We start from the raw sequence: 15,454 nt of genomic DNA, 5'->3' as shown, positions 1-15,454 counted from the left end.
CTATCGGCATGCACGACACCACCCACGCCCCTGACCTGCGCGGACTCCTCGCCGCCCTGCCCTCCGTCCCCGCGTTGCGCGACCGCTGCCGGGGTGTGGCCATGCTCGAAGCGATCCTCGCGCCCGACTGGGCGGACCGCTACTACTCGTTCGACTCCCGGTGGAGCGAGGGCGAGGAGCTGGCGTCGATGCGGGACGGGGAGGGCGACGACTGGTTCATGGTCTTCTCGGCGGCCGGGGTGTACGCGCGCGGCTTCGACCACACCGCGCCCAACGCGGGGGCGCGGCTGTTCCCGGAGGTGCCGGAGGCGTTCCGCTCCTGCGTGACGGAGCCGGCCTTCGGTGAGGAGGACGGCGTGCCGCTCGCCACCGTCTGCTTCTGGCGCGAGGACGGGGACGCCGCGTGGCGGGCGCCGTCGGCGGCGCCCACCGGCGGGGTGGGCCTCTTCGACCTGCTGTCCGCCGAGGACCCGGCGGAGGCGTACCGGACGTGGGCCGAGGAGTACTACGAGCGGGAGGACGGCCTCGACGCGGCGGCGATCGCCCATGTCCTGGCGCTGCGCCCGCTGACCGAGGCCGTCGTCTCCGCCCTCAACGAGGACGTCGGCCTGGACGAACTCGCCGACGACACGGCCGAGATCGGCTACCCGACGGCCTGAACGCTCTGGAGAGCCCTACAGCGCGGCCTCGTCCAGGGTCCGCCGCTGCTCCGGCGTCAGCGTCAGGGCGAGGGCGCCGAGCGCCTCGTCGAGCTGGGCGACCCTGCTCACGCCGACCAGTGGCAGGATCCCCGTCTCGTGGTCGAGCAGCCAGCTGAGCGCCACCTGGTTGACGGTCGCGCCGGTCTCCTCGGCCACCGCGCGCAGGGCGGCGAGCCGCTTCGGCGTGCCCGGGTGGTCGTAGGCGGCGCCGATCTCGACGTCGTCACGGGTCAGGCCGCCGGAGAGGATCGGGCTGTAGACCCAGAGCCGCAGGTCGCCCTCGGAGCGGACGTAGTCGAGGAGTTCGGGGGTCACGTGCACATGGGCGGAGGAGGGCAGCGGCACGTCGAAGCGCGGCTGGAGGTACGAGTACCGGTACTGCAGGTGCGCGTAGCGCGGACCGTCGCCGGCGAGCGCGCGGGCCCGTTCGACCCGCCACACGGCGTGGTTGCTGGCGCCGACCTCGCCCGCCTTCCCCGACGTCACCAGGTCGGCCAGGGTCTCCACGGTCTCGGCGAGCGGCACCGAGCGGTCCTCGATGTGCGTCCAGTACACCTCGACGTGGTCCGTGCCGAGGCGCCGCAGGCTGCCCTCGATGCCGGCCCGGACCGCCTTCTCGGACAGCCCCTCGGCCGCTTCCAGACCGGCCCCGGGGACGGTGGGCCGGGCGCCCACCTTGGTGCTGATGACGACCCGGTCGCGCAGCTTGCGGGCGGCCAGCCAGCGGCCGATGACGGCCTCGCTCTCGTCGCCGGTCGCGCCGTCGAGCCAGAACGCGTAGTTGTTCGCGGTGTCCAGGACCGTTCCGCCGCGCTCGACGTAGTGGTCCAGGAGCCGGAACGAGGTCTCCTCGTCGACGAGCGTGCCGAAGCCCAAGGTGCCCAGCACGATGGTTCGCTGAGGAACGGTCATGGGTGTGGATCCCTCCCCTTGTGGTCCGGACCATTCAAGACCGATCGGCGATCACCCGCAACAGCCTTCCCGCCTGCCGTCACCGCCCGCTTCGCCCGGGAGATCACCCTCGCGGTCCGTCTGCTCGCCAAGGGCTTCGACCGCGCGGGCTGAGCCGCCGTCACGGCTACCAGTCCGTGGCAGAAATCTCGAAGAAGTCGCTCAGGCAGCCGGGTTCCCGCGCCCCGGCGACCCCGGCGCCGGCCGTCATCCGGTCGGCGACGAGGCGGAGCTCGCCTGGCGTCCGGCCGGACAGGGCGCGGAAGTCCCGGTTCATGTGGGCCTGGTCGTGGTAGCCGCTCATCGCCGCGACATCGGTGAGGGAGAGGCGCGCGCGTCCGGAGAGCGCGAGCGCGCGCTGGAAGCGGAGGATCCTGGACACGGTCTGCGGCGGCACGCCGACGTGGTCCCGGAAGACGTGCTGGAGCCGGCGCTCGCCCCGGCCGGTGGCGGCGGCGAGTTCCCGCGCGGTCAGCCCGCCGTGCGCGTCACTCAGCCGCTGCCAGGCCTCGACGGCGAGCCCCGGGGCGGACGGGGCGGCGGCGAGACGCCGTCCGAGAACGGCGTCGACGACGGCCCAGCGGGCGGCCCAGTCCGGCGCCTCCGCCAGCCGTTCGGTGAGCCGCGCGGTCCAGCCCGGGCCCATCGCCTCGTCCGGGTGGGCGGCGGTGTTGGCGAACAGGTGCAGCGGCAGGCCGAGGAACCGGGACGCCCCGACGGCCGTGAACTCGATCTCCAGGGCGAGGCCCGACCCCCGGAAGCCCGCCAGCACCGGAGCCGTCTGCAGGCCGGCGATCATCGCGTGCCGGGTCTCCTCGCGCTCCGCGCCGCCCAGCCCCTGCCGGATGTGCAACGGTTCGCCCCAGCCCACCAGCAGGGTCACGGCCGCGCTGGGCAGCGTGACCCTGGGGTTCCGGACGCCGACCGAGCGGTATCCGCGGCACCGGACCACGTCACCGCGCATCCACTCCGGCGGCCGCCGTTCGACGTTCTCGCCCCGGTCGTCCGCCACCATCGTCCCGCCCTCCGAAGCCATCGGCTCTCCCCTCGCACGACTCACCGAGTTCGCTTTCGTACAAGCATCCACCGGCCCCGCGGCCTCATGCTGAACGGGCACCCCCGGTGCCGGCCCCGCGCGGGGGGCGGGGCCGCCACCGGGCGGGAGTTCCGGTGCGGGACGTCGGACCGGCCGGCTTCCTACGCGTTGCCGAACCACCACGAGGCGCCGTCGGTGGAGGCGGCCCAGGCGTCCATGGCCGCTTCGGTGTCGGCGGCGCCGGTGCGGCCGACCGTGACGACGATGAAGCGCAGATCCGCCGGCGCCTCCGCCGAGCCGCCGAGACCGCCGACGACGTTCCGCAGGTCCGCGAACGCCCCGGGGGCGAAGCCGCCCGGCCGGTACGCCTGGACGCAGAGGTTCCCGCCCTGCCGGACCACCTCGAAGCCGCCGTCCTCGCCGACGTCGAGCACATCGCCGGCCGCGCACCCGAGCACCAGCCCCGGGCTGCCCGCCAGTTCGCACCGCCCCGCCTCCAGCGGGTAGGCCGGCAGGACCTCGAACACCGGCTTCCCGGACGGGGCACGGCCCGCGAGAAGCCGCACATGGACGGTTCCGGAGTCCGGCCGCGGGTCGGGCAGCGTCATACGCGCGATCCTGTCACGGCCCGGCCGGTGAGGTTCACCCCGCCGTCCGCTCCCGGGGGACCTCCCGGTGCAGCAGCGCCCGGGCCAGCGGCTCGCCGGAGCGGCGGGCGTACACGGTGCGCTCGCGCACCTCGTGACGGGTGCGGGGGCGGTAGCCCGGACCGCCGCAGCAGCTCTTGTGGAAGCCGATGCCGGCGTGCAGCAGCAGGGTGAGGGTGCGCCAGGCCGCGGTGTCCCGACGGGGCGGGGCGGCGAAGGCAGAGCCCGCGTGGATCAGCGTCCCGGCGCAGCGCGGGCAACGCCGCTCCTCGCCCGGCCGGCCGTAGCGCTGCTTGTAGGAGGCCCGGCAGGGCAGGCAGACGTAGGAGGTCTTCGCGTGGGCCATGTGCTCACCGTAGGACGCGGCCGGGCGCCCGGGCGACGCGTTTTCCGTCCGCCACCGCCCGCTTGTCCTGGTAGGGGCAGGCCAGTTGCTCCTGGATGGTGTCGGAGAGCAGGTCCTCCTGCCCCTTGAGCGCGTCGGCGATCTCCTGGTCGACGGGGAAGACCAGTTCGGCGGCCACGTTGTCCTGCACGATCCGGGCGAGGTTGTCGAGGGCGGTGAGGACGGGGTCGGCGGGCGTCTCGGCCGTCGGCAGGTCGATGAGGTGGGTGGCCACGGCGGCCGGGTCCATGAAGCGCCGGATGATGATGCTGTTCTGGTTGAGCACCGAGGTCGTCCACAGCGAGAGGACGACCACGTAGAGGCCCTTCCACCGCTGCTCCCCCACCCGGCGCCGCCAGCGCCGCATCACCGCCTCCACCCCGGCGATCTGGGCCTTGGCGGCGTGGTACATGTTGGTGCGGATGTCGCCGTACACGCCGCCGGTGAAGTCGGTGAAGGCCACGATCAGTTCCGCGCTCGACATCGGGCGCTCCACGGCCGCCGCGACGAAGCGCAGCGCCGCGTCCAGGATCCGCCGCGAGGAGGCCGCCGGTTCGCGCGGCAGGCCGGCGGCGTCGAGCTGCTGCCGGGCGGCGGTCAGGGTGGCCGCGAAGTCCTGGAGCGGGCGCACCCAGCCGCGCCCCTCGGGGCCCTTGAGGTACGGGGCGAGGATCGTGTAGGTGCCGAGCGGCACATGGGCGATCGACTTCGCCAGCTCGAACACCTCGGCGACGGGGTGCAGCGACTCCCGGTCCCCGCCGTCGACGAGGGTGTAGCGGCCGCCCCGGGAGTCGTTCTGCACGACGATCACCGGGGTGAGGCGGGTGGTCAGCTCGGCCTTCAGGGACGCGTAGTCGCGCCGCATCTCGGCGTTGACGGCGAGCAGCGCGTCACGCGCCCGCCGTTGCCGCGCGGAGCGGAACGCCACCATCGCGAGGTCGTGCGGATCGACGTCCGTGCCGTGGTCGTTCCGGTGCTCCGTCATCGTGCGCCCCGCTTCCCGGTCGCGGATCGGTCCCTCCTCACGGTCCCGGTCCCGATGTCCCGGCCGACAGGGCCCGTCGTCCCGTTCACCGCCGGTTTGACCCACTGTGCGCCAGATCACGGCGACCGCCCACGCCCGCGCCACCTACGATTCGTGATCGATGCACCTGCCCCGGTCGAGGAGACGGACGCCGTGACCACCAGCACCACCGAGCGCGAGAGCTACTACCAGCGGACGGGCGCGCACACGTTCAAACCCACCGCGCACGCGGGCGGCGCGTGGAGCGCCGACGAGCAGCACTTCAGCCCGCTGGCCGGCCTGGTGGCGCACGCCTTCGACCGGCACCTCGCCGGGCGCCCCGGCCTCGACGGCATGGCGCTCGCCCGGATCAGCTACGACATCCTCGGCCGGATCGCGCTCGACGAGTGCGAGATCACCGTGGAGACCGTCCGCCCCGGCCGCACCATAGAACTCCTCGAAGCGACCGTGACGATCGGCGGGCGCGCCGTCGTGCGGGCCCGGGCCTGGCTGCTGGCGACCCTGGACACCTCGGCGGTCGCCGACAGCCCGCGCGAGCCGCTGCCCGCGCCCGGGAGCCTCCCCGTCTGGGTCATGGGCGACGCCTGGGAGGGCGGCTACATCTCCTCGATCGAGGTCCGCCGGGTGCCGCCGGCCCGCCGGGGCCGGGCGACGGCCTGGCTGACCTCGCACGTCGACCTGGTCGCGGGCGAGCCGAGCAGCCCGCTCGCCTCCTTCGTCGCCCTGGTGGACACCGCCAACGGCATCGCCCCGCAGCAGGACCCGGCCGCGTGGATGTTCCCCAACGTCGACCTGACCATCCATCTCCACCGTGCGCCGCGCGGCCCGTGGACCGGCCTGGACACCACCGTCACCTTCGGCCCGGCCGGCCAGGGCCTCACCAGCACCGTGCTGCACGACGTGGACGGACCGGTCGGCCAGGCCGAACAGATCCTCACCGTCCGTCCGCAGCCCCGTCCCCTGGGCTGACCGGGCCGGCCGGGCGGACCGGGTCGCCGGTCGCGTACGCCAGCGGCGGGGCGATCGCCTGCGCGTCCGCGCCCTCGCCGACCCAGAGGCCGATGAACAGCGCGGCGGTCGCCTCCAGCAGGCCCGCCCGCTCCAGCCCGCCGCCGGCGAGCGGCCGGCAGCCCGTGCCGCGCACCAGCTCGGACACCCGGGCGAGGGCCGCCGGGTCGTCGCCGCAGAGCGGCACGGCCAGCGGCCTGCCGTCGAAGACGGGCGGGCGCATCCGCCACACGTCCTCGTGGCAGAGGTTGAACGCCTTGACCACCTCGGCCCCGGGGGCCGCCGCGGCCAGCCGCCGCGCGGCCGAGGGCCCGCCCTCGGTCAGCAGCCGGAAGCCGGGGCCGACCGGGTTGGAGCAGTCGACCAGCACCGTGCCGTCCAGCTCCGCGCGCAGCTCCCGCACCACCTCCTCCCCCGCCCCGAAGGGCAGCGCGGCCAGGACCACCTCGCCGAACGCGGCGGCCGCCCGCAGCCCGGCGGGCTGCGCGCCGCCCCCGATCCGCCGCGCCAGCCGCTCCGCCGCGGCGGCGTCCCGCCCGCCCACCGTCACCCGGTGCCCGGCCCGCGCCCAGTGGGTGGCGAGCGCGTCCGCCATGCTGCCCGTGCCCAGCACACCGATCCTCATCGCCCAGTTCTCCGTTCGTCGTCCGGAACCGTCCGTCCCCACCGACGCTAGGGAATCCGTAGGGCACCATTCGGTACGTGTCCACCCACGCCTTCCTCGCCGACTGCCGCGCCCGGCTCGCCTTCGACCTGCTCTCCAACACCTGGAACGCCGTGGTGCTCTGGGCCCTGCGCGACGGCGCGCTGCGCCCCGTCGAACTGCGGGAGCGGATCGGCGGCATCAGCTCCAAGGTGCTCACCGAGACGCTGCGCCGCCTCCAGTTCAACGGCCTGGTCGACCGCCGCGCCCTGCCCGGCGCCCCGCCCGGCGTCGAGTACCGGCTGACCGCGCTGGGCCGCACCTTCCTCGCGCCCATCGACGCCGTCGGCGCCTGGGCGTTCGAGCACGGCGACGAGGTCCTCGCCGCCCAGGAACTCGGGCTCGACCAGGGCACGGGGAAGGCCCCGGCCACGGAGCGACACTGTTCGTGAATCCGGGGCCCTGATCACTTCGCCCCGCCGAGCTGGTGCTCGGCGGGGCGAAGTCGTGCGAAGCGGCTGGTGCGGGTGCGGGCCCGGGGGCGTCACGCCAGGCCCCGACTTCGCCGACAGCGTCACGGAACGGCCGGGGCCTTCCTGACGGCCGGTCGGGCGCGGCGGTGGATCAGCGGACGCCGGCCAGCGGCTGCTCCGGCACGGCGGCGGCGCCTGCGGCCGCGCGCCGCACCCCGACGGCCGCCAGGACCGCGAAGGCGCCGATGACGGTCAGCCCCCAGGGGATGACCCGCACGTCGTAGCCGACGAACCAGCCGATCGCGGTCGGGAAGAGGATGCTGCCGGTCATCGAGGCCGAGATGGCGAGCCCGACGGACCGGCGGTCGCCGCCGCGCTGCGCGATCCAGGCGAGGCCGGTCGGGAAGACCGGGCCCAGCGCCAGTCCGGCGAGCAGGAATCCGGCGACCGCGCCGTTCGGCAGGGACGCCAGGAAGAGCGAGACGCTGGTCCCGGCGAGTCCGGCAATGACCAGGCCGGCCGTCGAGACCCGGCGGGCCAGGGCCACCGCCCCGAACTTCGAGACCGCGGTGGCGCCCCAGAAGACCGCGACGATGCCCGCCGCGGCGGCCGGCGTGTGGCCCTGGCTCTGGATGTCCTTGGCGGCCCAGGCGCCGATCCCCGTCTCCAGGCCGCCGTAGCCCAGGTAGAGCAGCAGGAAGGCTGCCAGCGAACTCCGGCCGAGCGCCTTGGACGCGGCCGCGTCCGAGATCTCCTCGCGGGTCCGCCAGCGGGCGACCCGGGCCACCCGCAGGCAGAGCACGGATCCGACGGCCACCACCAGGAACCCGTAGGGCCGGCCCCACGTCATGGACGCCCCGGCCAGCAGCGGGCCGACCACGGTCCCCAGCGCGAAGACCCCGTTGAGGAGGTTCACCATCCCCACGCCGTTGTCCTGGCGGGCGAAGACGTCGTTCACCGTGAGGACGACGTTCCCCGCCCCGAACCCGGCGAGCACGCAGCCGACGAGGCCTGCGGCGAGGCTCCCCGAGAAGTAGATCCCGGCGCAGCCCACCGCGTAGACGAGGGTCGCGGCGGGCAGGGCCCGGCGGCCGACGGACCGGACCGCCGAGGCGATCACCATCGCGGCCAGGCTGCCCGCGAAGAAGGCGGTGATCAGATACGGAACGCTCGCCGCGCCGGACGAGTAGCGCTTTTCGAACAAGGGCAGCAGCGGGCCGGTGCTGGACTGGGAAATGCCCACGAGAAATAAGAGGAAAAGAGCCGAGAGATATCCCTCGGCCATTTTCTTGCGACCTGTCGGCATGGCAACCCCTCTCGATCTTGACGGATGATGCAGGAGGCCCCCACGGGCCTGATGGTTCGCATGGGTATTCCGTTGGGAATATATTATTTCGTGATATTCATCACGCTCCTCATCCTCACCAATAAGGACAAATCAACCCAGAGCATCCGCCACACCAGCCCCTCTTCCGGTCGAAACGTCCACTTTGCGCGCCGGGCCAACGACCCTTCACGCCCTTTCCGAATCGCCCGCAATCTGACATAAAGATACTGCGAAATGTACGGATCCCATTCCACCTGAACGAGGGAGGAATTACATGCGCTACGCGGTGACCGGGGGCGACGGTTTCATCGGCCGCTACGCCATGCAGTACCTGGAGGAACAAGGCCACGAGGCCCTTTCCATCGACCGTCGGTCCGGTATCGATCTGCTGGACGACAAGCTCAAGCCCGCCCTCGCCGGTATCGACGGCGTGATCCACCTGGCCGGCATCCTCGGCACCGAGGAACTCTTCGACTCCGTCGAGGACGCCATCGACGTCAACATCAAGGGCACCTACCGGGTGCTGGAGGTGTGCCGCGAGAACGGGGCGCGGTTCGTCGGCATCACTATGCCGCAGGTGTGGCAGAACGTGTACCAGACCACCAAGCAGTGCGCCCAGAACCTCTCCTACGCGTGGCACGCGAACTTCGACGTGCCGGTCAGCCATGTGCGGGCCTTCAACGCCTTCGGTGCGGGCCAGAAGCACTACGGGGTGCAGAAGATCGTGCCCACCTTCGCCGTCCGGGCGTGGAGCAACCAGCCGATCCCGGTCTGGGGCGACGGCGAGCAGACCGTCGACCTGGTGTTCTCGGCCGACCTCGGCCGGATGCTCGTCGAGGCGCTCGGCTTCGGCGACCGCGAGGTCTTCGACGGCGGCACCGGCGTCTCCTTCACCGTGAACGAGGTCGCCCGCATGGTGCTGGAGGTGACCGGCTCCAAGGCCGGCATCGAGTACCTGCCGATGCGCAAGGGCGAGACGCAGAGCGCCGATCTGGTCGCCAAGGGCGAGGGCTGGGACAAGCTGGGCTGGCACCCCGAGTTCCGCGAGTCGGACATGGAACAGACGGTTCTGTACTACCGTCAGTTCGCCAACTCCTGAGTTCTGGGGACGACACCGTGGACCAGCTGTTCGAAGTCGTGGACAAGACGCTGCCGTCCTGTCCGCCGGACGACCACCGCGCCCGTCTCGCGGTCCAGGTGACCGTGACCGACGGCGCACCTCGTCCCGGCTCGTCCTCCTTCGGCCTGGTCTTCGGTGCGGACGACCTGCTGGGTTGCTGGTGGGGCGACTCGCCGGCAACCCGGCTCCGCGTCCGGCTGCCCGCCGAGCTGCTGGCGCGGTTCCGCGCGAACGGTGACACGGTCACCGGCACCTCCCTCGCGATGTCGGGGGAGGTCGGGTTCTCGGCGGACTGGGGCGAGTTGACAGGCATTCAGCGGTGTGCCGCCGGGCCGCTCTTCCGGGCGTACGTGCGGGCCCTGGACGGGCGTCCCGCCGCGCCGCCGGGCCCGCCGACGGGGACCGGCCGGCGGGCGGCGGTCGTGCTCGCCGCCCCGAACGACGCCCGCGGCACGCTCAGCACCATCGCCCGGGCCCGCACCCGGCGCGCCGTGGAGCTGCTGGACACCCCCGGCACGCACCTGGTGCTGACCGGGGGCTTCGGGGCCCAGTTCAACACGACGGACCGACCACACTGGCGGCACTGCGCGGCCTGGCTGGCCGCGCTCCCCGGCGGAGCGCCCGCCGTCCTCGCCTGCCTGGAGACCCGTCACAGCTACGACGACGTCCTGTTCGTGGACGAGCTGGCACGGCATCATGGGATCGACGAGGTGCTGCTGGTGACGTCCGACCACCACGCGGCCCGGATCAGGTACCTCGCCGGCCTGGTGAGGCCCGACTTCCGGGTGGTGGAGGTGTCCCATCCCGACCTCCCGGCGGAGGAGTCGGCACGACTCAGGCGGCACGACGAGGGCGCGCTCGGCAGGACGATCGTCTCGACGCTCCTCTTCGGGCGCGACCGGCTGCTGCGGCCGCTCCGCCGGGTGGAGGAGGACGTCACGCAGGAGGTCTGGCGCCTCGACACCACGGCCCCGAAAGGATGATTGACCGGCCATGAGCCAGATCTTCTGCGAGCGGATCCTGTTCGACCTCGACGGCGTACTCGTCGACTCGCTGCCGACCGTCGAACGCATCCTGCGCGACTGGGCCGCGAGCCACGGCCTGGACGGCGACGACGCGGTGGCGAGGTCGCACGGGCTGCGCGACATCGACCTGATCGCCCTGATCGCCCCGCACCTGGACGCGGCCCACGAGGCCCGCGTCATCGCCGAGCGCGAGGAACGCGACTTCGACGGCCTCGGCCCCATCCCCGGTGCACCGGCCCTGCTGGCCTCCCTGCCGCCCGTCCGCTGGGGCGTGGTCACCTCCGGCACCCGCCGCGTCGCCCGCGGCCGCCTGGCCGCCGCCGGACTGCCGGAACCGGGCGTCCTGCTCGCCGCCGAGGACTTCGACCGCGGCAAGCCCGACCCCGAGGGCTACCTCAAGGGCGCGGCCGCCCTCGGCACCCCGCCCGGCCGCTGCGTGGTCATCGAGGACGCCAAGGCCGGCGTCGAGGCCGCCCTCGCGGCCGGCATGCACTGCATCGGCCTCGGCCCCGGCCTGTCCGCCCTCCCCGACGGGATGCTGTCGGCCAGGGTGCCCGACCTGACCCCCATCCGGGCGAGCGCCCTCGACGAGGGCCTGCTGCTGCGGGTGGAGTGACGGCGTCCTACCCGATCCGGTCGACGGACCCGTCCCCGGGGTCGTGCGGGAGCAGCGGACCACGACGCGCCCCCTCGCAGAGCCGCCGGGTGCGCAGGACGCCGGTGAGCATGGGGAGGGTGAACTCGCCGTGGGCGGTTTCGGGGCGGGCGGCGAGGTAGGTGTGGATCTCTTTGCGCCGGGCGGCGCGGGTGTCCTCCGGCATGACGAGCATGCCCGCGCGGGTGGCCAGGGTGTCGACCAGGGAGTCGGCGGTGCGGCGCTGTCCGTGCGGGAAGGTGGCCTGCTCCGGTGCGCCGAAGTGAGGCGCCGGCAGGTGCAGGGCCGCCGTCCCGGCCCGCCAGCTGACGGGCGTGTCCCGCACGCCGACCGCCTCGGGCCCGCTGACCCGCGCGAGTCCGGCGACCCAGTCGACCTGGTCGTCCAGCAGGTTCCACAGGCCGGCCAGGACGCCGCCGGGCGCGAGGACGCGGGCGATCTCGGGGCCCGCGACGGCCAGGTCGAACCAGTGCATGGCGTTGCCGGCGAGCACGGCGTCGACGGAGTCGTCCGGCAGCGGGATCACCTCGGCGCTGCCCCGCAGGGCGCGGACGCCGGGCAGCGAGCGGTGCAGTTCGGCCAGCATCGCCGGGTCCGGCTCGACCGCGACGACCTCGGCGCCGAGCTCCACCAGCGTGGCGGTCAGCTTCCCGGTCCCGGCGCCCAGGTCGAGCACCCGCAGGCCGGGCGCGGCCTCCAGCGCCCACCGCACCGCGGCCTGCGCGTAGTCCGGCCGGTGCTCGGCGTAGGCGAGGGCCGCGGAGCCGAAGGACGAGGCGTGCGCTGACCGTTCGTCATGATCCATGGCGGGCACGCTACCCCCGCCACCGGACGCCCGCCAGCTCACGTAACGTCAGCCCCCGGGCTGCTCGACGGGGCCCGCCAGGGTGTCGACGGGCCAGAACGGCGCGGTCCGTTCCTCGCGGGTGAGGGCCGCCAGCTCCTCCGGCGGTTCGGCGCCGTCCCGCACGGCCGCGAGGTAGGCCCTGGCCTCCGGCAGCCCCATTCGCGGGGCCCGCCGCCGCAGGTGCCGCATGGCGGCCACGGCCCCGGCGGACCGCACCAGCTCGCGGACCTCGGCGGCCAGCGGATCGGGGCGCCGGACGCCCTTGGTCTGGAGCAGGTAGTGGTCCTCCCAGCCCTCGGGCTCCCACCACGCCTCGGCGACGTAGTGCAGGCTGCCGTCCTCCCGGTCCACGAGGACATGGCTGTCCCCGCCGACGGGCCCGCCGGCCGCGTCCGGGTCACGCGCGGGCCGGACCGGCCCCCAGAACACCAGCCACCCGACGTCGTACTCCTCCACGGCGTGGACGGCCCGTTCGTACCGCGACCCCTCGAACCGGTCGCCGGCCAGGTAGGACTCGACGAGTCCGACAGCGCGCTCCTTGTCGATCACGCTCCCATCGTCCACCACGCGTCAACCGGTTACGCGTATCTGACCTCCCTCGTTCGTGCGGGGCGGGCCGGCCGGGAGTCTTGACCGGGCGGGAACAGAGCATGTGGCGCCTCCCGGTCCCTGTGGGACAGGGGATCGGCTGGTTCCGTCGGGCACAGGAAGTCGGACGGGCCGACTTCCTGTGCCCGGGGATTCGGGGTCAGGGGCAGCGATCCTCGCCTCCGGCCTGCCCCTTCATCCTTGATGGGACCGGACATCGGGTGCGTCAGAGCCGTCTCGTGGTGAACAGAGTGGTCCCGCACTCCGCGTGCACTTCCTTGCGCTCGGTCTCGGTGAACCCGACCTTGGCCAGCACCCGGCGAGAAGCGGTGTTCCAGTCCCAGACCGTGGCCCACAGCCGTTCGTACCCCGAAGACCTCGCCCATTCCAGAACCGCCAAGGATGCCTCGGTCGCGTATCCCTGCCGCCAGACCCGGCGCAGCAGCTCGAACGCCAGTTCCGGTTCCCCGGTCGCTCCTCGCCCGGTGTCGACCAGACCGCAGTAGCCGATGACGTCACGAGTGGCCTTGCGCTCGACCGCCAGCAGCCCGGTCGACCACAGCCGGTGGGTGCGGATCGAATCCTCGAGCTCCGCGACGGTGGGGCGTCCGTCCGCGTCGATCCGGCGGTGTGGCGGCACTCGAGGATCACGTTCGGTCCACAGCTCACGCTGGACGGCAGCCTCGGCCACCCGCCAAGGCCTGAGTAGCAGGCGAGTCGTCTCGAGGACGACCTCGCTGCCCGGAGTCGCGCCATCTGTCATGACAGCAACCATCTCACGGGTGAACGACGCACTGTCAGGTGGGCCCCGGAGAAGGAGTTCCTCCGGGGCCCGACCGTTCCACCGCTCCCCTACGTCAACTGGGCCAGGGCGGCGGCCACTCGGTCGATCGCCTCGCAGACCACGTCCGGCTGGTAGGCCGTGAAGCACAGGCGGAAGAACCCCGGGGCGGGGCTGTGCATGGTCTGGCCGGGGAGGAGGGTGACCTCCGTCGGTGCGCAGCGCAGGTACTCGAAGAGCCACTGCTCGTCGGGGTCCATGTCATTGGGCGGAGTGAACGCCTTCGGCGCGCAGGGCTCCTTGCCCTTCCGCTTGCCCAGGTACGCCGTCAGGTCCAGCCAGAAGAACTGGGCCGGGTTGTCGCCCTCCGTGTACACGAAATCGATCTTCTTCTCGACCAGCCTCGCCCGGACCTTCTCGAAGCTGTCGCTCAACAACTCCTGGTAGCGCCGCATCGCGTACGTGGTGTACAGCTCCGTGCTGCCGTTCACCGTGTTCTCCAGCAGCTCGCCGAGGACGTAGTGCTTCAGCGAGTCCACCGGCGTGAACCACGACATCGGGTGCTTCTTCTCCTCGATGCCCGACGTGCCCAGCATCGCCCGCTGCACCGGTCCGTACTTCGACACCACGAACCCCGTCCGGAAGCCGGAGAGCCCGAAGTCCTTCGCGAACCCCCACACCACATGGATCCGCTCCGGCGCCCTCCTGTACGCGTCCAGCGCGAACGCGCTGGTGAACGGCACCCGCGCGCTCCTCACCTGCGAGTGGCAGTAGATCTCGTCGGAGATGATGTGCATCTGGGTCTCGTCGAGCACCCAGGCGTAGATCTCGTCCAGCAGCGGCTTCCCGTAGTTGACGCCCAGCGGGTTGTGCGGGTTGGTCAGGGCCAGCAGCCGGGGGAATTCGCCGAACAGCCGGTTGTACTTGAAGTACGCCTCCTTGATCACCTCCAGCGACAGCCGGAACCGGTCCGCCCCCTCCGTCGGCAGCGCCACCGGCACGCACTTCAGCTTCGGCCGCTGCTCGAACGACCAGTTGAACCCCTGCCAGTACGGCGCCGGCAGCAGCACCGCGTCGCCCTCCTTCAGCGGCGGCGGGCCGGCCTCCCCCTCCCGCGGCGAGTCCTGGAGGGCGAACGCGAGACACTCCAGCGCCGACCCGACGCCGCCCGTGCCGAACACGTCCCCCGGTGCGACGTACGCGTCGAAGGCCTTGGTCAACAGCGCCGCGACCTCCTCGCGCAGCGGCGGGTCGCCGTACGGGGTGGCGTAGTGGATGTACTTCTCCGGCAGCAGGTCGATGTGGTCGAACACCATCTTCTGCATCGAGTCCTCGTACACCAGGACGTTCTCCGCGACGGACAGGTTGATCGCCGTGTCCGGTTCCAGGTCGCGGTAGAGGGCGAGGGCCTGCTCGAAGTCGGGGATCCGGGCGAGGAGTTCGGCGGGCTCGGTCGGGCCGGTCGAAACGGTCATGACGGGGTGGCTCACTTCCAGCAGGGCAGCGCGAACGGTTCGCATGCGGATGGCTCCAGCGCACCACGCCGCTGCGGCCCCCGCCAGCCGTTCGCGCCCATCCGGCGACGGACCGGACGCTCACGAGGACCGCCGCGCCCTCCCCCACACCCACGCGCCCCCGCTCACCACCAGCGCCGTGCCCAGCGCGTACACCGGGAGCCACCGGGTCGTGGTCGCGGACAGGCAGTCGTCCACCGCCACCCGGCTCTGCCGGTCCTGCGCGTACGCCAGCGCCGCCGCGTCCTGCCCGGCGAGGTCCCCCAGCGCGGCCTTCGTGTGCAGGCTCTCGTACCGGCCCGCCTGCACGCAGCCCTCCCTGGTGCCCGGCATCGGGAACAGCCAGTCCCAGCGCTGCAACGCCGGCGCCAGCGCGAGCGCCACGCAGAGGCCCACCACCAGCGAGTACGCCGCCAGGTGCCATCCGTAGCCGACGGCCCTCCGCACCGGGACCCGCCCGAAGGCCAGCACCACCGCGAGGAGCGTCAATCCCAGGTACGTGGAGAACCACTCCCACGAGCCCTCCGCCAGCGAGAACGCCAGGACCACGCCGAGCGCGGTGCCGAGGACACCGGCGTCCGCGTCCCCGCCCGCCGCCGCATCACGCACTCTCACATGCCCTCCCGACCACCTGCCCGCTCCGGAGCCACCAGCCTCCCGCCCGCGTCCGCGCCGGTGCACGTCGACACGCTGCCGCTTCGGCAGGTCCCGGCGAACCGGCCCGGGCGG

At 72.9% G+C, this 15,454-nt stretch carries 18 protein-coding genes; 6 read left to right on the top strand and 12 right to left on the bottom strand.

What is annotated here, in order from left to right:
- The first annotated feature begins 8 nt into the window (after positions 1–8).
- On the top strand, positions 9–659 hold the full coding sequence (locus ABTX81_RS29150; RefSeq protein WP_350551552.1) for a hypothetical protein: 651 nt from the start codon (positions 9–11) through the stop codon (positions 657–659).
- A 15-nt stretch (positions 660–674) separates the two neighbouring features.
- Here ABTX81_RS29150 and ABTX81_RS29145 read toward each other — a convergent pair whose 3' ends face one another.
- From ABTX81_RS29145 to ABTX81_RS29125, 5 genes are all read right to left on the bottom strand, one after another.
- On the bottom strand, positions 675–1,613 hold the full coding sequence (locus ABTX81_RS29145; protein ID WP_350551550.1) for an aldo/keto reductase: 939 nt from the start codon (positions 1,611–1,613) through the stop codon (positions 675–677).
- A gap of 166 nt (positions 1,614–1,779) precedes the next feature.
- Positions 1,780–2,688, bottom strand: a complete 909-nt coding sequence (locus tag ABTX81_RS29140) for a helix-turn-helix domain-containing protein (protein WP_350551547.1) — start codon at positions 2,686–2,688, stop codon at positions 1,780–1,782.
- 161 nt (positions 2,689–2,849) lie between these two features.
- On the bottom strand, positions 2,850–3,296 hold the full coding sequence (locus ABTX81_RS29135; RefSeq protein WP_350551544.1) for a DUF4265 domain-containing protein: 447 nt from the start codon (positions 3,294–3,296) through the stop codon (positions 2,850–2,852).
- A 34-nt stretch (positions 3,297–3,330) separates the two neighbouring features.
- Entirely contained in the window at positions 3,331–3,681 is a 351-nt protein-coding gene (locus ABTX81_RS29130) for a paraquat-inducible protein A (protein WP_350551541.1), read from the bottom strand.
- Between the two features lie 4 nt (positions 3,682–3,685).
- Positions 3,686–4,705, bottom strand: coding sequence for a hypothetical protein (locus tag ABTX81_RS29125; RefSeq protein ID WP_350551538.1), 1,020 nt, complete (start codon positions 4,703–4,705; stop codon positions 3,686–3,688).
- Positions 4,706–4,897: 192 nt separating this feature from the next.
- On the opposite strand from ABTX81_RS29125, the gene ABTX81_RS29120 reads away from it, so the two are divergent.
- Positions 4,898–5,713, top strand: coding sequence for a thioesterase family protein (locus ABTX81_RS29120; protein ID WP_350551535.1), 816 nt, complete (start codon positions 4,898–4,900; stop codon positions 5,711–5,713).
- On the opposite strand, the gene ABTX81_RS29115 is transcribed toward ABTX81_RS29120, so the two are convergent.
- On the bottom strand, positions 5,679–6,377 hold the full coding sequence (locus tag ABTX81_RS29115) for an NADPH-dependent F420 reductase (protein WP_350551532.1): 699 nt from the start codon (positions 6,375–6,377) through the stop codon (positions 5,679–5,681). The two genes, ABTX81_RS29120 and ABTX81_RS29115, sit on opposite strands and share 35 nt — an antisense overlap.
- A gap of 77 nt (positions 6,378–6,454) precedes the next feature.
- Between ABTX81_RS29115 and ABTX81_RS29110 the strand changes: the two genes are divergently transcribed.
- Entirely contained in the window at positions 6,455–6,847 is a 393-nt protein-coding gene (locus ABTX81_RS29110; protein ID WP_350551529.1) for a winged helix-turn-helix transcriptional regulator, read from the top strand.
- A 172-nt stretch (positions 6,848–7,019) separates the two neighbouring features.
- Here the strand turns inward: ABTX81_RS29110 and ABTX81_RS29105 are convergent, their stop codons facing one another.
- Complete coding sequence (locus ABTX81_RS29105; protein WP_350551713.1) at positions 7,020–8,153, bottom strand: MFS transporter; 1,134 nt, start codon at positions 8,151–8,153, stop codon at positions 7,020–7,022.
- Positions 8,154–8,469: 316 nt separating this feature from the next.
- On the opposite strand from ABTX81_RS29105, the gene ABTX81_RS29100 reads away from it, so the two are divergent.
- The 3 genes from ABTX81_RS29100 to ABTX81_RS29090 are packed head-to-tail and all read left to right on the top strand — an operon-like array spanning position 8,470 to position 10,956.
- On the top strand, positions 8,470–9,294 hold the full coding sequence (locus ABTX81_RS29100) for an NAD-dependent epimerase/dehydratase family protein (RefSeq protein WP_350551526.1): 825 nt from the start codon (positions 8,470–8,472) through the stop codon (positions 9,292–9,294).
- A gap of 17 nt (positions 9,295–9,311) precedes the next feature.
- Positions 9,312–10,298: a YdcF family protein gene (locus ABTX81_RS29095; protein ID WP_350551523.1), complete on the top strand. Its 987-nt coding sequence runs from the start codon at positions 9,312–9,314 to the stop codon at positions 10,296–10,298.
- A gap of 10 nt (positions 10,299–10,308) precedes the next feature.
- On the top strand, positions 10,309–10,956 hold the full coding sequence (locus ABTX81_RS29090; RefSeq protein WP_350551520.1) for an HAD-IA family hydrolase: 648 nt from the start codon (positions 10,309–10,311) through the stop codon (positions 10,954–10,956).
- Between the two features lie 7 nt (positions 10,957–10,963).
- Here ABTX81_RS29090 and ABTX81_RS29085 read toward each other — a convergent pair whose 3' ends face one another.
- From ABTX81_RS29085 to ABTX81_RS29065, 5 genes are all read right to left on the bottom strand, one after another.
- Positions 10,964–11,800, bottom strand: coding sequence for a class I SAM-dependent methyltransferase (locus ABTX81_RS29085; RefSeq protein WP_350551517.1), 837 nt, complete (start codon positions 11,798–11,800; stop codon positions 10,964–10,966).
- A gap of 48 nt (positions 11,801–11,848) precedes the next feature.
- Positions 11,849–12,391: a hypothetical protein gene (locus ABTX81_RS29080; protein ID WP_350551514.1), complete on the bottom strand. Its 543-nt coding sequence runs from the start codon at positions 12,389–12,391 to the stop codon at positions 11,849–11,851.
- 265 nt (positions 12,392–12,656) lie between these two features.
- Positions 12,657–13,193: a GNAT family N-acetyltransferase gene (locus ABTX81_RS29075; protein WP_350551511.1), complete on the bottom strand. Its 537-nt coding sequence runs from the start codon at positions 13,191–13,193 to the stop codon at positions 12,657–12,659.
- 89 nt (positions 13,194–13,282) lie between these two features.
- Complete coding sequence (locus tag ABTX81_RS29070) at positions 13,283–14,686, bottom strand: pyridoxal phosphate-dependent aminotransferase (protein ID WP_350551508.1); 1,404 nt, start codon at positions 14,684–14,686, stop codon at positions 13,283–13,285.
- Between the two features lie 120 nt (positions 14,687–14,806).
- Positions 14,807–15,340 carry a hypothetical protein gene (locus ABTX81_RS29065; protein ID WP_350551505.1) on the bottom strand — a complete coding sequence of 178 codons (534 nt, stop codon included), beginning with the start codon at positions 15,338–15,340 and terminating at the stop codon, positions 14,807–14,809.
- Positions 15,341–15,454 lie beyond the last annotated feature (114 nt).

This window comes from Kitasatospora sp. NPDC097605 (genome assembly GCF_040302725.1).
GTDB lineage: Bacteria > Actinomycetota > Actinomycetes > Streptomycetales > Streptomycetaceae > Kitasatospora.
Note: the sequence above shows the minus strand (reverse complement) of the source record. Positions and strands in the feature narration are given on the sequence as shown.

Excerpts from the sequence above, each read along its gene's own strand:
- ABTX81_RS29150 (WP_350551552.1), top strand. The coding sequence starts at position 9 with ATGCACGACACCACCCACGCCCCTGACCTGCGCGGACTCCTCGCCGCC.
- ABTX81_RS29145 (WP_350551550.1), bottom strand. The coding sequence starts at position 1,613 with ATGACCGTTCCTCAGCGAACCATCGTGCTGGGCACCTTGGGCTTCGGC.
- ABTX81_RS29140 (WP_350551547.1), bottom strand. The coding sequence starts at position 2,688 with ATGGCTTCGGAGGGCGGGACGATGGTGGCGGACGACCGGGGCGAGAAC.
- ABTX81_RS29135 (WP_350551544.1), bottom strand. The coding sequence starts at position 3,296 with ATGACGCTGCCCGACCCGCGGCCGGACTCCGGAACCGTCCATGTGCGG.
- ABTX81_RS29130 (WP_350551541.1), bottom strand. The coding sequence starts at position 3,681 with ATGGCCCACGCGAAGACCTCCTACGTCTGCCTGCCCTGCCGGGCCTCC.
- ABTX81_RS29125 (WP_350551538.1), bottom strand. The coding sequence starts at position 4,705 with ATGACGGAGCACCGGAACGACCACGGCACGGACGTCGATCCGCACGAC.
- ABTX81_RS29115 (WP_350551532.1), bottom strand. The coding sequence starts at position 6,377 with ATGAGGATCGGTGTGCTGGGCACGGGCAGCATGGCGGACGCGCTCGCC.
- ABTX81_RS29105 (WP_350551713.1), bottom strand. The coding sequence starts at position 8,153 with ATGGCCGAGGGATATCTCTCGGCTCTTTTCCTCTTATTTCTCGTGGGC.
- ABTX81_RS29100 (WP_350551526.1), top strand. The coding sequence starts at position 8,470 with ATGCGCTACGCGGTGACCGGGGGCGACGGTTTCATCGGCCGCTACGCC.
- ABTX81_RS29090 (WP_350551520.1), top strand. The coding sequence starts at position 10,309 with ATGAGCCAGATCTTCTGCGAGCGGATCCTGTTCGACCTCGACGGCGTA.
- ABTX81_RS29085 (WP_350551517.1), bottom strand. The coding sequence starts at position 11,800 with ATGGATCATGACGAACGGTCAGCGCACGCCTCGTCCTTCGGCTCCGCG.
- ABTX81_RS29075 (WP_350551511.1), bottom strand. The coding sequence starts at position 13,193 with ATGACAGATGGCGCGACTCCGGGCAGCGAGGTCGTCCTCGAGACGACT.
- ABTX81_RS29070 (WP_350551508.1), bottom strand. The coding sequence starts at position 14,686 with ATGACCGTTTCGACCGGCCCGACCGAGCCCGCCGAACTCCTCGCCCGG.